The following is a 16,588-nucleotide window of genomic DNA, read 5'->3' as shown; positions in this document are numbered from 1 at the left end:
GTTTTCCCCGGCGCGGTGTGGTCAATTGCGATGAAGCCGCGGCTGCGAGCGTTATTCTCACCGACGAACCTTCGCCATCGCTTCGAAGAATGGCGGTATGGCACTTTTGATCCGCAGGCGGCATTGGGGAAACGGGGCGAACAGGTTGCCGCGGTTGAATTACGCCGCAAAGGTCTCCGCGTAATCGCTGAGAGCGAGTCTGACCGGGCAGGGGAAATCGATCTGATCGCAATGGATGTCCGGGGCCGGACCCTCGTTTTTGTCGAAGTCAAAACGCTCGCGACCCGTCGGCCCGGCCACCCCGCCGACCGGGTCGACGAGAACAAACAGGCCCGCATCAGTCGAGCGGCGCTGCGATATCTCAAACGTAAGAAAATGCTCGGTATCGCCTGCCGATTTGATGTGATCGCCGTGTGGTGGCCGACCGACGAGGCCAGACCGACCAAAATCGAGCACTATGAGGCGGCATTTGAATCGACGATTGACTACTCATTTTATTGATCCGGTGCCCGTTGTTCACCTCGTTCTGGCCCGGACGACTTGAAAATCGCCGCCGAACTGGTCAACTTGAGCGGTGAACCTGTACGATTTCAACGCCTCCCTTTCGATGACCGATTCCCCTCCAATCCCGATTTCAAATCCTACGCCACGTAGCAATTCATGAGTTTTCGCATCGACCTGCCGGTCTATCGTGGCCCGATCGACTTGCTTCTGTATCTCGTTCGGCGGCAAGAACTGTCGTTGTCGGAGATGTCGCTGGCGAAGGTCGTGTCGCAATACGTCGAGTACATCGATGTGTTGGAAGAATTGGATTTGGGCGAAGTTGGTGACTTTCTCGAATTAGCCGCGACGCTCGTCGAAATGAAGAGCCTCGCGGTCTTGCCGAAGATCGAAGACGAGGCGGAAGAGGACGTCATCGAGGAAACGCACGACCAACTCGTTCAAAAATTGCTCGAGTACAAAGAAATCCGCGATGCCGCCTCGGTGCTCGACGAGATGTCGACGCGGTGGCAGACCCGGTTCGAACGGCTCGTAGACGATTTGCCTTCGCGGCGAAACGATCCCGCTGACCAGCCGATCGTCGAACTCGAAATCTGGGATCTCGTGTCTGCTTTTGGGCGGATCATGCGAGAATCCGCTGGCCCGCCAGCGACCGAGGTGATCTACGACGACACCCCGATCCACGTCTACATGCAGCGTATTCACGAGGCGCTCCGCGATAGGGAACGCGTCGAATTGGTTGATCTTGTCGAACCAGGCATGCACAAATCAGCCTACATCGGCTGGTTCCTCGCCATGCTGGAACTCACCCGCCACCACGGGGCCGCTGTCACCGAAAACGAAAACGGTGACATTGAGGTCGTCCGCACGGGTGAATATCGTGCGGAACTCAACGTCAACCAAGTTGACAATTACGGCACCAAGGCGATCGACAACAGCAACATGCCTATCCGAATGAGATAGCGTTGCCGCCCGGTGGTTCTCTTTTAAAGGCAGGGAACTCTCCCTGTTCTCTCACCTCTTTATTTGTCCCCACACTTCACCCTTTATCCCGTTCATGACTGAAAACGTTCCGCTGCTATCACACGTTCATGATGGAATGACCATTGAAGGGTATTCGCGAGCCGCTGTGCAAACTTGTTGGCGCGTCAACGAATTAAAATTGCTGTTCGATGCCGGTATTCAACCATGGGATTTCATGGGAACACCGACCATGTTTATCTCGCACGCACACCTGGATCATATTGCGGCGTTGCCGGCGTACGTGTCTCGTCGGCGAATGATGAAGATGGACCCGCCGGTTATCTACATGCCGGATTCGGCTGTCGATACCGCCTGGAAAATGTTGCAGCTATTTCGTTCGCTAGACCGCGGTGCGATGCCGTGCGAATTGGTCGGCTTGCTCGGCGGCGACGAAACTCCTATCGGCCGGGAGTACATGATCAAAAGTGTCGATGTCAAACACACGATCGACGCACTCGGGTTCATCGTCTATCAACGCCGTCACAAACTCAAACCAGAGTATTTTGAGCTTTCTGGCGAAGAAATTCGTAATCTCCGATTGGCGGGAACCGAAATCACAACCGAGCGTCGCGTGCCGGTGTTTGCTTACACCGGAGACACGGCTCCCAAAGGTCTCGACGATAACCCTGAGTTCTACGACGCCAAAGTGCTCATCAGCGAGTTGACATTTGCGGCACCTGAACATCGTCGCGAAAAGATCCACAAGCACGGGCACATGCACGTCGACGACTACCGCGAACGCCAAGATAACTTTAAGAACGAATTGATCATCGGTTCGCACGCGTCAACGCGTTACACCGACGCGCAGATCAAACGATTCGTCAAGAAGGCCTTGCCCGGTATGCTCGATAACCGGTTGAAGTTGTGGATCTGAGCGAATGACGGATGCGCGTGAGATCGCCAAACTTCCCACTGACGCCCCGCCAGGCGGATGGCCGAAGCCACGCGCGCTTTATCTGCATGTCCCCTTTTGCCGGCATCGCTGCGGCTATTGCAACTTCAGCGTGCTCGCCGGGCGAGACGACTTACAAGATCGTTTCCTAAATGCTGTCGAGATTGAACTGAGACGAATTCGGTCAGAGCACTATGGGGACGACCGAATTGAATTGGAAACGTTGTATCTCGGTGGCGGAACGCCGACTCAGTTAACGCTGCCGCGGCTACAGCGATTGCTTGGTTGCTTGTCCGAGCATGTGACGCTTTCGAGTGATTATGAGATGACTTGCGAAGCCAATCCGGAAGACGTCAATCCGGAAACGCTGGCGGTTCTATCTGACGCGGGAGTGAATCGACTCAGCCTCGGCGTGCAGTCGTTTCACAATGAGAAGCTGGAAACACTGCAGCGGTCGCATCGGGGAGAAGAAGCAGTCGCGGCGATCCAATTGGCGAGCGATTCTATCAAAAACATCTCGATCGATCTGATCTTCGCCGTGCCAGGCGAAACGCTCGCGCAGTGGCAGGATGACTTGAGCACTGCCCTCTCGTTGCCAATCCGACACGTTTCCACCTACTCGTTGACGTACGAAAAGGGGACTCAATTTTGGTCGCAGCGGCGGCGGGGCGGGCTAACGCCAATCGACGAGGATACTGACATCAAGATGTATCGCTGGTCACGAAAGTTACTCGGCGAAGCGGGATTCGAGCACTACGAGATCAGCAGCTTTGCCAAGCCTCGCTCGCGCAGCCGTCACAACGCGGTCTACTGGAACGGGCATGGATGGTTCGCCGTGGGACCGAGCGCCGCTCGATTTGTCGACGGCCAACGGGACGTCAACCACCGCAGCCCGACGACGTACATCAAACGGATGATCGAGCAGGGTGAGGCGACTGCCGAATGTGAACGGATTTCGCTGGATCAACACGCTCGTGAGATCGCAGCCTTTGGCATTCGCCAGATCGACGGGATTGATTTGAGCGAAATTGACAGGCGGGTCGGGTATGAATTTTCCGCATTGATTCGCCCCACGCTCGACTCCTTTGAGAAAAGCGGCATCCTTCGACGTCGCGACAACCACGTCCGCCTCACCGCTCGCGGGCTGTTGTTTGCGGACACGGTTGAGTCGGAGATATTGGGGTAAAAAACCGGTTTTCGTGGGTTTTTGCGAGTCCAGTGTCGCGGCGGCGCGGCAGCCTGGGGTGACTACGGAGGCTTTGGTTTTTGCTCAGGTTCGTCAACCCGCCTATCTTTCCATCGGGGAGAAGGTAGGCAGCTAGCTGGGTGAGAGACAACTGGACACTTGCTCAGTCGTTGTAGTCGTTCTATTTTAACACGCGTCTTTTCGTTACGGCGGCTCGATGGTCGATGATCTTCCCTTGCGCCGCCCCGTCTGTGCCCGATTCAGACATGCAGTCGCGGCACTCTTCTTTGAGGATTATTACCTTGTCGAAACGTCTCAAGACTGCGGGATGCAGTCACGAAGGTGGACTCTTTCCATTCAAATCCCTCTCGATGTGCAGCGTGGCTTTGTTCGCGGCACTCTCTCTGATGACGCCCGCAGTCGTTCGCGGTGAAATGCCGGTGGCCGCGTCCGAGCTGACGTCGAGTCGCACGATCGCCTCCCATGAACTGAAATGGCACGACAATCTCGAAAGCGGTTGGAAGGAGGCCAAGGCGACCGGCCGACCGATGGTCATCTTTATCACAAGTGACCAGTGCATTTATTGCGACGCGATGAAACGTGATACGTTGAGTGATGCGTCCGTCCGTCAGAGACTACTCTCTCGATTCGTACCGATTCGATTGCGGCCCGACGCCAACAACAAAGTGCTATCTCGTATCAGCATCCCAGCTTATCCGACTACCCTGGTGGCTCACCCGCGAGGAAAAGTGATGGTACATCGGATCGGTTATCAACCGGTTGAGAAATTCCACGAGATGCTCAGCGAAGTCGCTCCCGTCGACGATTCTGTTGCGATTCGCTAACAGCGAATTGTTGACAATTGACGCGAGAGATTTGAGCAATACGTTCTATCACAGTATGTCAACGGTGAGAGACGTAGGGCGGATCTGTTAGTAAGATGCAGCTTTTCCTTTTTCATTTTGGAAATCAGCTGCAACAATGAATCAAGCGTCTTCAGATCCGCGTCGTCTCTCCGGAATCTTTTGTCCGAACATCACCCCGGTCGATGAAAAAGGCCGTGTCGACGAAGAGCAACTGCGTGGGTATGTGGATTGGTTGATTCAGCGTGGTGTCGATGGGTTGTATCCCAATGGCAGTACGGGTGAGTTTGTCCGCTTCACACCTGAGGAGCGAAGACGCGTCGTCCGTATCGTGATCGACGAAACCGCGGGACGCGTTCCCGTGTTGGCGGGGGCGGCGGAAGCCAACGCGGCCGAAACGATTGCAGCATGCAATGCGTACGGCGAGATGGGCGTGGTTGCGGTCGCAATTGTGGCACCCTTCTATTACCGGCTAAGCGGTGACGCGGTGCACGCTTATTTCACCGAGATCGCCGAGCACGTCGATGTCGACGTGACGCTCTACAACATCCCCATGTTTGCGTCACCGATCGACGTTGACACGGTCTACCGATTGGCGAGCGAGCAGCCGCGCATCATCGGGATTAAAGACAGCACCGGGGATGTGGCGAATATGTTGCGGATGATGGCGGCGATTCGTCCGATCCGCGATGACTTTTCATTCTTGACCGGATGGGACGCCTCGCTCGTTCCGATGTTGGTCGCGGGTGTCGACGGGGGCACGAATGCGACCAGCGGGATTGTTCCCGAGTTGACGCGGGCGGTCCATCGCACCGTTCTCGCCGGCGATATCGACGCGGCGATGAAGATGCAATATCACCTGTTGACCCTTTTTGATCGCATGCTCGGTTTGGGCGAGTTCCCCGATGGATTTCGAGCGGGCGCCCTCGCTCGCGGTTGGGATTTGGGGCGCGGACGGTTGTCTTATTCGACCGAACGATCCGAGCGACTGGCGACGGCTCAGCCCGAAATAGATTCTCTGATTGGCGAGATGGCCCAGCGATATGGCGGACCGGGAGAAGGTGATTCGTAATGCAGGTTGGCCAGCCGGCACCGATTCAAATTACCCAAACCTTCCGTCCGACCGACTCGCTGGATAGCGTCACTATTCACGTAGCTCGGTCTCTCGGGACATTGATTGAATGAGTATTCTTTTTAGCGGAATGGCGCAAGCCGTCCGGTCCCGAGTCACCGGACGGCTCGCGCCGTTCCGCTACTTTTGGAATCACGCAGCAATTAAATCGACGTCCCCCGCAAGCGAAGCTCACGAAAACGCTCGTTCGCGGAGCGAACGGCCACACGAATAACTTCACAGCCTGTCCGAGACCGAGAATTGTGGGAGTCCCTCGCATTCGGAGCCTCGGCGAGATTCAGCTACGTGGGAAACGAAAACTCCAATTCGCCAGCCAGAAAGTATCGCTGTCCACCTAGGGAGTGACGTCGCCGTTGTCGAATTCGTTGGGCATTGCGTAGCACGTCAACGTTCCCCAAGGAATGAACGTGGTCGAAAAGCCCTCGGGACGTTGTTCTTTCGCCACTTGGCTGCTGTACGGCATCGGAAAGCCGATGCGGTTCTGATAGTGATTGACAACCCGCTCGTAGATCGGTGCAAAACGCCCGCGAGAGTTCGATGAGATATTGCGATAGTGGTATCGGCCTTGGAAGCTCTCGTAGGGTTCGTAGGGGACCTCCTCCCCGAGATTGTATTTGGCGGTGTACTCATAGCCTAACGCCAGTCGATTTTTAGATGCGCCATAGAGGTCGACGCCTTGTTTCCAGGCAATCTCGCAGGCACAGGCGAGAAAGCCCAAGCCCATTTGCGTGTGAGCTTGATCTCGGCCGCTCTCCTGGCATTCACCGAACTCATTGAAGTAGTTCTCGATTGCGCCGTTGCCTTCGCCGTGGAGGAAGTATTCGGCCGCGCGATCAAACATGTTGCGGTCATCGAGAAAGACTCCCATCGCCATCATCGTTTGGATCATCGACGCGTCCCAATTGCCATTGGCCGACGGATAGAAGTCCTCGATCGTGGGATAGAAAATCTCGCGAAGCATCTGTTCAAACTTTGCTTGGTCCTCCGTTTTCCATCCCGCATCGGTGTGCCGCAGCAGTTCGGCAGCATTGCAATAGCCCATACCCGCCATTCCGATCAACAGTTTCGCGTCGTGACCGGAAATTGCCGTCAATGTTTCCGACCAAGCGTTCAGGATTTCGATCGACTTCGCCGCGTGCTCTTTCTTACCCGTCAAACACCATTGCAATGCGTGAGAGTAAGCTGCGATCGAATCGTTCGAAAAGTCAGAACTTCCGATGTTCGGATTGTTGCTGGCTCCACGCACGACTTCGGCTCGCGGGCTCGGGGTGTAGTCAAGCGACGAAACATTGATCGTCTGGGAAGAACGACGACGTGAGTTTGAACTTGGTCGCGAGCGTGACCTCGAACGTGACCTCGGCGGAGCAGGGGTTTGTAGTTGTTTCCATGCCGACGCCCATGGTTCTTCATTCACGTCGATCTTTTGTCGGATGAACGCGAGTTCAGTGCGGTTGTGAAGGATTCCTGGATGGATGAACGGCTTCGCAGGTTCCGCGGACGATTCAATATCGTCGGCGCGAACCGAGCTCGCCGTTGCCAGGACCGCGAGAACGAGAACGATGTTTTTCATAGCGTGTTTTGGAAACGGCATGGTTGGTGTTGATAACGGATGTTTTGGAGATGACTGGCTCATCATCTGTCTACCGGTACGCGTGCCGCAAAACTTCCGCGGGGCGTGTTCAAAAGTTCGCTAGTTCTTCTGGTTTGCCAGTACTTTCAAAACGGTTGCGACGTCGACGCGGTCACGATGCGAGACGACGGTTTGCCCGAAAAGTATTTTTCCATCCGTCCCGACGACAAAGGTGGAGGGGTATGCGGTTTCTCGAGGCGCTTCCCATCGCAGACCCCATTCGTTGGTGAATTCGTAATCGGGATCGATAACATAATGGTAGTTATCAGGGAAAGATTTGTCGCCCTGGAACTCCTTGGCATGTTCTTCCAACAGGTCTGCCGGCCCTGGATAAATCATCACCAATTGGACATCCGCCAAATCAGCTTTCTTGGTGAGGAATTCGCCGACTTGTCGGTTGCAAATCGGGCACTGATAGCCGGGCCAACCGCGTAGCACCAGGATCACGACAGGTGATTGTTCGGTCAGTTTTTTGAGTGAGACGATCTCGCCATCCAAATTCTGAAGCTCGAAGTTGGGGGCTTCCTCGCCAACGTTGGGAGGATGCGGTGGTTCTTTCCCCGGTTCTAATTGACGTCGTCCTTGGGCGGCACCTGTCGCGGAAAAAACCACCAACGACAGTAACGCCATCAAACCAAACGTCGTGCGTCGAACCTGCATATCAATTCCTGAAATCGAGCTATTGTGAAGAGTCTTGCTGAACAATTAGCTGTAACCCCGCCGGGTGGCCAACGTTCCGTTCGTTTTCGATCTGTGGCAAAGGCTATAGAGGCGTAGCGTCGTTTTCTACAGATCATCGCTGCGTTCGAATGACGGTGAGGTCCCGCGGTCGGAACGCTCCGCTGCAGTCGCTTCGTCAAAGCGAGTATACTTTTCGGACAATAGGAAACCGCTGAGTAACGTTCGCATCGGTGATTTACCTTGCCGAACGAATGGTTTGGTTCTATCGAGAGGTGTACCGGTGTTTCCTCTGTTCGTTTGCGTACTCCTTCCGCTCTTCGCTGCCACACGGTGATTGTGATTTCGATCGATGAAAACAATCTGGATTCTTGTTTTGCTGCTCGCGACGGCAGCATCTAGCCACGCCGAACTACCAGCTTCGTACAACCGTCTCGCCGATCCGCACGAATTCACAGTCTTCATGCGAGAAGGCGGTTGGTGCTGGTTTCAAGATCCGCGCGCGATCGTGCACGACGGAAAACTATTTGTGGGGTCGGTGCGTGGCAATGGTAACGGCGAAGCGTTGGTCGGTGTCTCCGATTTGGACGCAGACGAACCGCTCGGGAGCGTGATCGTAAGTCCTCAGTTTGATAGGGATGATCACAACTCACCGGTGTTCCATGTTTGCCCTGATGGACGTGTTCTGACTGTGTATGCGAGACACAGCAGGGACCGCTTTCACTTCTCGAGATATTCGCAACCCGGAGAACCGCTGCAGTGGAGCGAGGAAGTGCAGCACGAGCGTGTGATGACGAATCCGCTCGACAACGTCACCTACATGAATCTCTACGAACTGAAGGATGAAGGAAATCTTTACCTTTTCTTTCGAGGAATCAATTTCAATCCCACGTTCGTAACTTCTCGTGACCATGGAAAAACATGGAGTGAACCCGTTCACTTCTTTGAGAACGAGGTTGGTGGACGGCACCGTCCTTATGCACGTTATGCCAGCAATGGCAAGGACACCGTATATGTCGCGATTACAGACGCGCATCCCCGCAACTTTGGCAATGGGATCTACTATTTTGAATTCCGAAACGGCAAGTACTTTCGAGCGGATCAGACGCCGATCAAAGCACTCGCTGCCGATGGACCGCTGCGTCCCAGCGAAGCGGATCAGGTCTATGCTGGGAGCGGTCAACCTGGGCGAGGTATGGATCTCAGCGCAATCGGTGCCGCATGGACGAGTTCCATTGCGGTTGACCAAAATGGCCATCCGCATATCGCATACACGGTTTACAACAGCAATGCTGATCACCGGTACCGGATCGCGTCCTGGGATGGAACGAAATGGAATGATCGAGAAGTCGCGTACGCCGGGACGTGTCTCTATGACAGAGAGTCGAGCTACACGGGATTGATCACGCTGGATCCGGCTGACCCATCGACGGTCGTGATATCGACGGATGTGAATCCAACGACCGGCGAGAAGCGGAGTGGCGCGCAGCAAAGCGGTGTGCATGAAATTTTTCGTGCACGTGTTGAAGCGTCCGACGGCATCGAGTCCATTGAGTGGAATGCCGTCACAAAGGACTCACCGGTTCGAAACATTCGACCCGTGATCGTACGCGATGGCGATCGACGGGTGGTGTTGTGGAATCGAGGTGATTTCCAAACTTACACCAACTATCAACTCGATACGGTTGGTTTTGTTGAGAGGGTTGAGAACTAATAACAGTCGATACGCCCGATTAGCCGCTGCGTTGTTGCGTCCACGGAAACCGAATTCGGATGGACGCATTAGAGCGTCATGAATGGCGATCGTTTCCTGTGCTTCGTCGTACTTTAGCTATGGGTTGCTTCCGCAAGAGGGCTCGCAGGCTTCCGCTAAGAAGCCTCACGGAACACCGCGAGTGAACCCATTTCATTCACCTTTTTGATACTGACAAACCACTAACTTATTAATTGAATACGAGATCGGAGTGTTCGTGAAATTTCTATCCCTGTTGTTGGTGTTATGTCTCGTGGGCACGGCGACCTGTCATGCCGCCACCGTGTCGACTTTCGCAGGCACCGGTGCCAAAGGGGATTCGGGCGACGGTGGGCCCGCGGATGAAGCGGAGCTGAATAACGTGTTTGCGGTTGCCCGAGGCCCCGATGGATTTTTGTATTTTTGTGACGCGGACAATCACCGCGTCCGCCGTGTGGGACGCGACGGCACGGTCGAGACCTATGCGGGGAGCCAAGAGCAAGGACACGCCGGCGACGGAGGACCTGCCGATAAAGCGTTGCTGAACTTACCTTACGAACTGGCCTGGGATAGCGACGGAAACCTGTTCATTGTCGAGCTAGGAAATCACGATGTGAGACGTGTCGATGCGAAGACGCGTGTCATCACGACGATTGCCGGCACAGGGAAATCGGGTTTTGGTGGTGACGGTGGACCAGCAACAGCTGCAACGTTCAACCAACCGCACAGCCTCGCTTTTGATGCGGCTGGTGACCTTTATGTGTGCGATATCCTGAATCATCGTATTCGTAAAATTGACATGACAACCGGGGTAATTTCGACGTGGAGCGGCACGGGTGAACGGAAGACTTCGTCGGACGGGTCGCCCATCACCGGATCATCACTCAACGGTCCACGAGCACTCGCGTTTGGCCCCGACGGCAAATGCTATCTCGCCCTTCGTGAAGGAAACGCGTTGTTGCTGCTTGATCCCAAGGCTAACACGATCCAACGAGTCGCCGGAACCGGCAAAAAAGGGTTCCAGGGAAATGGTGGACCTGCACTGCAAGCGACACTTTCAGGACCGAAGTGTGTGAGCCTTGATGCGGAGGGCAATGTCTATCTTGCCGACACCGAGTCACACTCGATTCGTTATCTCGATGTCAAGAAGGGCACGATTGAAGTTCTCGTTGGAAACGGCCGCAAAGGTGATGGGCCTGATGGTGACGACCCATTGGCTTGTCAACTGGCGCGTCCTCACGGTGTCTTCGTTGACCATGATGGTTCGATCTTCATTGGCGATAGCGAAAACCATCGCGTGCGTGTGTGGCGGAAGTAGATCGGTAGTCCAGTTGACTCGCTGGCGTCTCGCAAGCGTTTGAACGACGGGGGCGTGTTCCAGTGTCAACACAGCCGGGCAAATGGATTAGACTACTCGTTTTCAAAACCTAAAAAAATCGAGCTGACGAAGAGTAGGGGCATCGGATGAAGGGACGGCTGCGCATTCCGGCAAGGGCGTTGTGTTTTTGTGTCGGGCTGTTTGTGTTTGGGATGTTGCCGGTTGTTGCAAGCGGCCAAGAGCTACCAGGCGTCCCTGTCATGCTGGTTCCGAAAGCCGGCGACAAGGTAGAAGTTTCCTATCTCGGAAAGTGGGTTCCCGGGGTCGTCTTGGGCGCCGACAAAGTGGACGCTGATGTCGATTTCACTTACTCGGGACGATCCAACAAACGGACGTTCAAGATCAAAGACGTGCGATATCCGTGGCAGGCGTCAGTGATCAGCCCTGTCTATATTTGGAAAGACTCGACCGGGAAACATTCGGTGGAAGCGGCCGTTGAGTCGATCGACGAAGAGGCCGATACCGTGACGTTGATTCGTCGCGATGACGGTAAGAAAATCACGCTCCCGATCGACAACCTTGGGTCCATCGAAAAACGGCGGATTCAAATCTTGATTCGCTTGGCGCCGCCGCGAGTCGCACAGGTTCCGCCGCTGGAAGAATTTGCCCAGTCGCAGCAATTAGTCGGGGCCGCGTTGGGGGCGCCCACCTCACTTGCCGGACTCGCTCCCGATCCGCCGGCGATTCGGGTAGCGATTCCGATGGGCGGAGCGGCATTCGAACGAGCCTATCGTGACGAATCCTTGATCGGAGTCTTTCCGATCGGATCCTCTCGCGGCTGGATTATGGGGGCGACGTTGCCGAAGCGGTTTGCGTCCAACCGCAATGCTCCGTCGCGTCTGATTTGGGCTACCTTGGATGACGGTAAAGTCGCGGTGCAACATTTGATTGAGCCCGGCGAGCGTACGATCGCGGTGGACCCGAGTTCGCAACAAATCATGAGCCTTGGGGAGGTGGACAACGGCGTGGCAACGCTGACGATTTGGAGATCAAGTCCCAAGCTCACAGAAGCCGAACCGCTCGTCCGCTGGGCGAGTGGCAAACAACGTACCTTTGAAACGGAGAATCGTTGGGGTCAGTTCATTGACGGGCGAACCGTGCTGCACCGGATGAACAAAGGCGAATACGCGGTCTACGATTTTGTTGCCAAAAAGACGGTCTATAAGTTTGGGCAGGATTCGCGGAATAGTCCTGAACCGGTTTTGTCCCCCGGACGCAAATACCTCGCGATCCCTGAGGGAAATTCGGTGCGACTGATTGAGCCGACCTCCGGTGAGGTGCTCGTCAGTTTGCCCGTAGAAGGTGGTTCGGTTTCGAGCGTCGCGTTTGATCCGATGGGCGAAAAGCTCGCGGTTCTCAGTTCCAATGAGATGGCGGTTTGGACGCTGGGTTCGGGCTCACCGCCACGTCGTGTTCGCGCCGACTTGCTTAGTTCCGCCTCGCGTTTAGCGTGGGTGGACGACAATCATCTGCTCGTTGGCGGAAGTGTGTTGTTCAGCCTCGATCAAGAGGTGCCTGTTTGGAGCTATCGTCCACAGGGCGACGTCGTCAACGAACGAGACGAACCCAATGTGGTCGCAATCGCTTCGAGCCGCTTGTGTTACGGGGTGCGGATTGGCAACGATTATGACTCGCGCAGCGTCTTGGGGCTCGTCATTGGCGCGGTCGAATTGCCCGGGCCGGGTGTCCGTGAGACCGTCGCGGGAATGAACCGTGACGAGTTATTTGTTTTGGAGCCTGGTATCGCGGTCGGTTTGGAGGTGGACTGTGGCCAGTACAACGACCGAGTTCGCGCCGATTTGATGCGCCACATCGAAGAAAACCAATGGCGATACGATCCAGACGCGACGATTAAATTATTCGCGAAAATGAGTCGTGATGAGCCGGAACAGTCGCTCTATGTCAAAAGCAATTCTCGGTTTGGCTTTGGTGGGATGTCGGTCTTCGGACCCACACGCGAACAGCTCGCCAACGCTGAACACGTGACACGTCAATCGTACCGTTCCAATTTGACGATCCGACGTGGTGAGGAGTTCTTGTGGGGCTCAGGCACGGTAGGGGCGTTGCCCAGTTCGCTGCGTCTGACCGAAGGCCAAACCGTTGAGTCGCTGCGAAATCAATACGAGAAACCAGTGCCGGAGTTTTATACCAACGTGAGGATTCCGACAAAACTCTACGATCCTCGTTATCGCAGCGGATTTGGAGTGTCTTATTTCGGGAAACACGGACTCGATCCCAAACCGATGGCGGATTTGCCGAAGTAGTGGCGTTCGTCTTGACGACTTCCGAAACCCGCAAACCGCTGTTTCTTGCGGATCAACTTTCGATTGTCCACTTGTTGGGATCGTTTAGCGTCTCGATGAGATTGAGGAACGTTTGGAAAGACGCGAGACGAGGGGCCCTTCGCTTCCGTGCGATTGGCCGGTCGGTGGTTGCGATTTTTAGATCAAGAGGCGATCTGTTTGCGGTGACTGCAAACGGGATCATTCGGAAAGTTGCGAGACATACCAGTTGTTTTGGATGTCATGTTCAAGTCGTCGCACGGTGACGTTTTCGAATCCGGCTTCACCGAGCATCTTCACCGCCAACTGTTCTCCCCAAACCGTTCCCAGCCCGGCGCCGCCTTGAGCCAACGAAACGGTCATGCAGTGCATGGTTGAAACCGTGTAGAGAAAGCTCCCGAGTGGGTGATCGATGTTCTCGTGCAATTCCGATGAGGCTTGTAGGTCCTGCATCAGAAACGTTCCGCCGGAACGAAGAGCCCTTCGGACTTGTGACAACACCGTAGCAGGATCACGTTGGTCGTGAATCACGTCAAACGCTGTGATTAAATCGAAGGATTCTGGTTGGGCGGGTTTGGCAACATCGGCGACTTCGAATCGGATGTTGGTCAACCCTCGCCTAGCAACTTCCTGTTTTGCGGACTCGATGGGAGTGTCACACATGTCTCGTCCGACGAAGCGACTGTTTGGGAATCGTTCTGCCATCGCGGTCAGGGCATGGCCGAGTCCACAGCCGATATCGAGCACGTCGATGCCTCTTTCCAGTTTCTCGATTAACCCGGGCACCAGTGGCAAGATGGTGTCGAACAAAGCCGCCACAACGTTCCCATCGGAGTCTTCGGCCATGACTTCGTGGAAGCGAGTGAACTTTTCATACGGTACACCGCCACCCTTTTTAAAGCACTCCACGATGTCCGTTTCCACTTCCGCCATCACCGGGAAAAACTGAAACGTTCTCGCGAAGTTGTTGCTCACTGCGGCACGCGTCAGCAACGCGGCATGATGTTCGGGCAGCAGGTAAGTTTTGGTTGACTTGTCGTACGCGACGATGCCACCGGTCACCATGATGCCAAGCCACTCACGGACGTAGCGTTCGTTGCACTGAGCGGTGTCGGCGATTTCGTCTGAGGTAGCCCATCGGTTCATTTCGCTCATGACGTCGAACAGTCCAGTTCGGTGGCCGAGCGAGATGCCCTGTCCGACGGCGGAACGGTTAAGGGTTTCGAGCAGTTCACCAGCGAACGCTTCGGTGGCGTTGTCGAGATTGTCGACTTTGATTTGGCAGGCGTTGCACATGTTGGCTATTCCTGTAAAGGTGGGGAATTTAGGAAGGAACGATGGAGTCATCGCGGTGATGCGGAATGGTAGATTTTCCCAGCGTGAACCGCGGGCGGATGTTTCGTCGGATCGCGTTTTCGTCACAAAAAATTTGCGCGGCGATCCGATCATTTCCGTGATGGAGCGGTTCGGCTGCATCGACACCGGAAATTCGTTGCGGGTTCGGTTTTGCCGTGGATTTGAAGGCTCGATAATGGCTACCCTGCCTGTCGGCCCGGCACCTGCGGGGTGAACTTGACTCTCCGGCAGCTCGTGTTGTTCCGCTGCAAATAGCACTCAACCAATCCACGTCCCTTGCCGCCCCACTGTCTGCACCGTGTCATGAAAATCGTTTTGCCCCTATGAAGATCGCCCTGGCTTTTTCCGGTGGTGGCGTGCGTGCCACGGTGTTTCACCTCGGTGTGCTTGCCCGTTTGGCTCGGCAGGATTTGCTGGGGAACGTGAAGATCCTTTCGAGCGTTTCGGGGGGCAGCTTGGCAGCGGGGCTGGTCTTTGCACGGGCCGGGTATCGTTGGCCGTCCAGCGAAGAGTATTTGCACGACGTGGTTCCGCATATTCACTGGCTGTTGACGACGCGGAACTTGCAGCGATCGTTCGTGCTGAAATCACTGATCTTCCCGTGGCGAATCGCACGCGGGCGAGCCTCCGTGCTGGGAGACGAATTGCAGCGACAGTGGCAGATCGATGGAAAACTCGCTGACCTGCCGATCTCGCCGCGTTGGATCATTAACGCGACCTGTTATCAGACGGGTAAGAACTGGCGTTTCCAGCGTGACTTGATGGGCGACTACCAAACCAAGTATGTCAACGATCCCGACTTCAAACTGTCGCATGCCATGGCAGCGTCAGCGGCGGTTCCGGGATTGATCGGCCCGTTGGTTGTCAAAACGCGAAACTACCGGTGGTGTGAGTTTGAGGACGACCAGTGGAAACCGATCAGCGCCAAATACAAACGCTTGAATCTGTGGGACGGCGGCGTGTATGACAATTTGGGCGTTGAGGCTTTGTTCAAACCCGGCGAAGGTTTGCGAGAGGGAACGGACTTTTTGATCGTATGCGATGCGTCGCGGCCGTTGTCGGTAGGGAACGGACAGTCGAGTTGGACACCGGGCTACCTGGAGGCATCGATGCGATTGGTCGACGTGGCAACGGACCAGGTTCGCAGTTTGCGGGCGAGGATGTTAATCGACTACTTCAAACAGAATCCGGGCAGCGGCGCGTATTTGCGTCTCGGGTTGAAAACCAAGGGAGTCTACGCACGCAGTCAAGTCGGCGGCCAGCCAGTCTTGACTGACGGTGAAGTGAGTCAAGCGTCGCAGATGGAAACGACGCTGCGTCGGCTATCGCACACCGAATTCAGTCTGCTGTTTCGCCACGGATATGAAGTCGCCGATGCGACCATGGTCAGACATTGTGACGAAGTTCTCCAGAACACCCCACGCAATCGCGTCCTATTCCGAGCGGCGTGAGCGATTCTCAAAAATCAATGGTATGCTCGCTCGGCAAACGTTCGCTCATCGAGTTTGAGGGCATCAGGTCAGTCGGGAAGTCCAATCGGTTGCAATTTCCGAACTCTGTTAAGCAGGTAGGCTGAAGTTTTTCGGGATATTGGTCATTTGATGCTAACCATGGTTCCTACGTTCAACCAAGGCTATCACTGGACTGCCAAAAATTCGCTCTGAACAAGACGTGTCCCTATCACTTTTGCGTTTGGCTGGATCCAGGATTTCGTGAATGGTTAGTCACGATAGTGACGACATCCATAAGCCACAGACGTGAGCCAGCCGCGTGGGAAAACAAGCGAAGCAAGTCGCAATGTGACGACACAAAACACGGGTGTGCGCACGAATGAACCACCGAGAGCGGCACCTGTCATCGCTTCGCGACTTGGCGTAGGTGGGGGCGACGTCGAACCCGGACTCGCGTCCGGGACTATCACCTGCCATCGCTATC

General features: G+C 55.2%; 14 protein-coding genes. 10 read left to right on the top strand and 4 right to left on the bottom strand.

Annotated features, from left to right (window positions below; genetic code table 11):
• The first annotated feature begins 30 nt into the window (after positions 1 to 30).
• The 6 genes from NB063_RS25845 (at position 31) to NB063_RS25820 (ending at position 5,537) form a co-directional block, all read left to right on the top strand.
• Positions 31 to 501: a YraN family protein gene (locus tag NB063_RS25845; protein ID WP_250931924.1), complete on the top strand. Its 471-nt coding sequence runs from the start codon at positions 31 to 33 to the stop codon at positions 499 to 501.
• A gap of 159 nt (positions 502 to 660) precedes the next feature.
• Positions 661 to 1,464 carry a segregation and condensation protein A gene (locus NB063_RS25840; protein ID WP_250931923.1) on the top strand — a complete coding sequence of 268 codons (804 nt, stop codon included), beginning with the start codon at positions 661 to 663 and terminating at the stop codon, positions 1,462 to 1,464.
• A 94-nt stretch (positions 1,465 to 1,558) separates the two neighbouring features.
• The gene (locus tag NB063_RS25835) at positions 1,559 to 2,398 is read left to right on the top strand and encodes an MBL fold metallo-hydrolase (protein WP_250931922.1); all 840 of its coding nucleotides are present in this window, start codon (positions 1,559 to 1,561) and stop codon (positions 2,396 to 2,398) included.
• Positions 2,399 to 2,402: 4 nt separating this feature from the next.
• Positions 2,403 to 3,602 (top strand): radical SAM family heme chaperone HemW, encoded by a 1,200-nt coding sequence (gene hemW, locus NB063_RS25830; RefSeq protein ID WP_250931921.1) that lies wholly within the window; start codon positions 2,403 to 2,405, stop codon positions 3,600 to 3,602.
• A 302-nt stretch (positions 3,603 to 3,904) separates the two neighbouring features.
• Positions 3,905 to 4,447: a thioredoxin family protein gene (locus tag NB063_RS25825; protein WP_250931920.1), complete on the top strand. Its 543-nt coding sequence runs from the start codon at positions 3,905 to 3,907 to the stop codon at positions 4,445 to 4,447.
• 136 nt (positions 4,448 to 4,583) lie between these two features.
• The gene (locus NB063_RS25820; RefSeq protein ID WP_250931919.1) at positions 4,584 to 5,537 is read left to right on the top strand and encodes a dihydrodipicolinate synthase family protein; all 954 of its coding nucleotides are present in this window, start codon (positions 4,584 to 4,586) and stop codon (positions 5,535 to 5,537) included.
• Between the two features lie 394 nt (positions 5,538 to 5,931).
• Here NB063_RS25820 and NB063_RS25815 read toward each other — a convergent pair whose 3' ends face one another.
• The 3 genes from NB063_RS25815 to NB063_RS32340 all read right to left on the bottom strand — a co-directional run bounded on the left by NB063_RS25815 (position 5,932) and on the right by NB063_RS32340 (position 8,136).
• Entirely contained in the window at positions 5,932 to 7,167 is a 1,236-nt protein-coding gene (locus tag NB063_RS25815) for an alginate lyase family protein (RefSeq protein WP_250931918.1), read from the bottom strand.
• Between the two features lie 120 nt (positions 7,168 to 7,287).
• Positions 7,288 to 7,887, bottom strand: coding sequence for a peroxiredoxin-like family protein (locus tag NB063_RS25810; RefSeq protein WP_250931917.1), 600 nt, complete (start codon positions 7,885 to 7,887; stop codon positions 7,288 to 7,290).
• Between the two features lie 126 nt (positions 7,888 to 8,013).
• On the bottom strand, positions 8,014 to 8,136 hold the full coding sequence (locus NB063_RS32340) for a hypothetical protein (protein WP_261367594.1): 123 nt from the start codon (positions 8,134 to 8,136) through the stop codon (positions 8,014 to 8,016).
• Between the two features lie 121 nt (positions 8,137 to 8,257).
• Here NB063_RS32340 and NB063_RS25805 point away from each other — a divergent pair, with 121 nt between their 5' ends.
• From NB063_RS25805 to NB063_RS25795, 3 genes are all read left to right on the top strand, one after another.
• Positions 8,258 to 9,619, top strand: a complete 1,362-nt coding sequence (locus NB063_RS25805; RefSeq protein ID WP_250931916.1) for a BNR-4 repeat-containing protein — start codon at positions 8,258 to 8,260, stop codon at positions 9,617 to 9,619.
• A 256-nt stretch (positions 9,620 to 9,875) separates the two neighbouring features.
• Positions 9,876 to 10,955, top strand: coding sequence for an NHL repeat-containing protein (locus NB063_RS25800; protein WP_250931915.1), 1,080 nt, complete (start codon positions 9,876 to 9,878; stop codon positions 10,953 to 10,955).
• A gap of 260 nt (positions 10,956 to 11,215) precedes the next feature.
• A complete protein-coding gene (locus NB063_RS25795) occupies positions 11,216 to 13,279 on the top strand; it encodes a WD40 repeat domain-containing protein (protein WP_250931914.1) in 2,064 nt (687 codons plus the stop codon).
• 219 nt (positions 13,280 to 13,498) lie between these two features.
• Here NB063_RS25795 and NB063_RS25790 read toward each other — a convergent pair whose 3' ends face one another.
• Complete coding sequence (locus NB063_RS25790) at positions 13,499 to 14,593, bottom strand: class I SAM-dependent methyltransferase (protein ID WP_250931913.1); 1,095 nt, start codon at positions 14,591 to 14,593, stop codon at positions 13,499 to 13,501.
• A 383-nt stretch (positions 14,594 to 14,976) separates the two neighbouring features.
• Between NB063_RS25790 and NB063_RS25785 the strand changes: the two genes are divergently transcribed.
• Positions 14,977 to 16,104: a patatin-like phospholipase family protein gene (locus NB063_RS25785; RefSeq protein WP_250931912.1), complete on the top strand. Its 1,128-nt coding sequence runs from the start codon at positions 14,977 to 14,979 to the stop codon at positions 16,102 to 16,104.
• The last annotated feature ends 484 nt before the right edge of the window (positions 16,105 to 16,588 follow it).

This window comes from Aporhodopirellula aestuarii (assembly GCF_023701485.1).
Classification (GTDB): domain Bacteria; phylum Planctomycetota; class Planctomycetia; order Pirellulales; family Pirellulaceae; genus Rhodopirellula; species Rhodopirellula aestuarii.
This window is presented reverse-complemented; position numbering and strand designations above follow the sequence as displayed.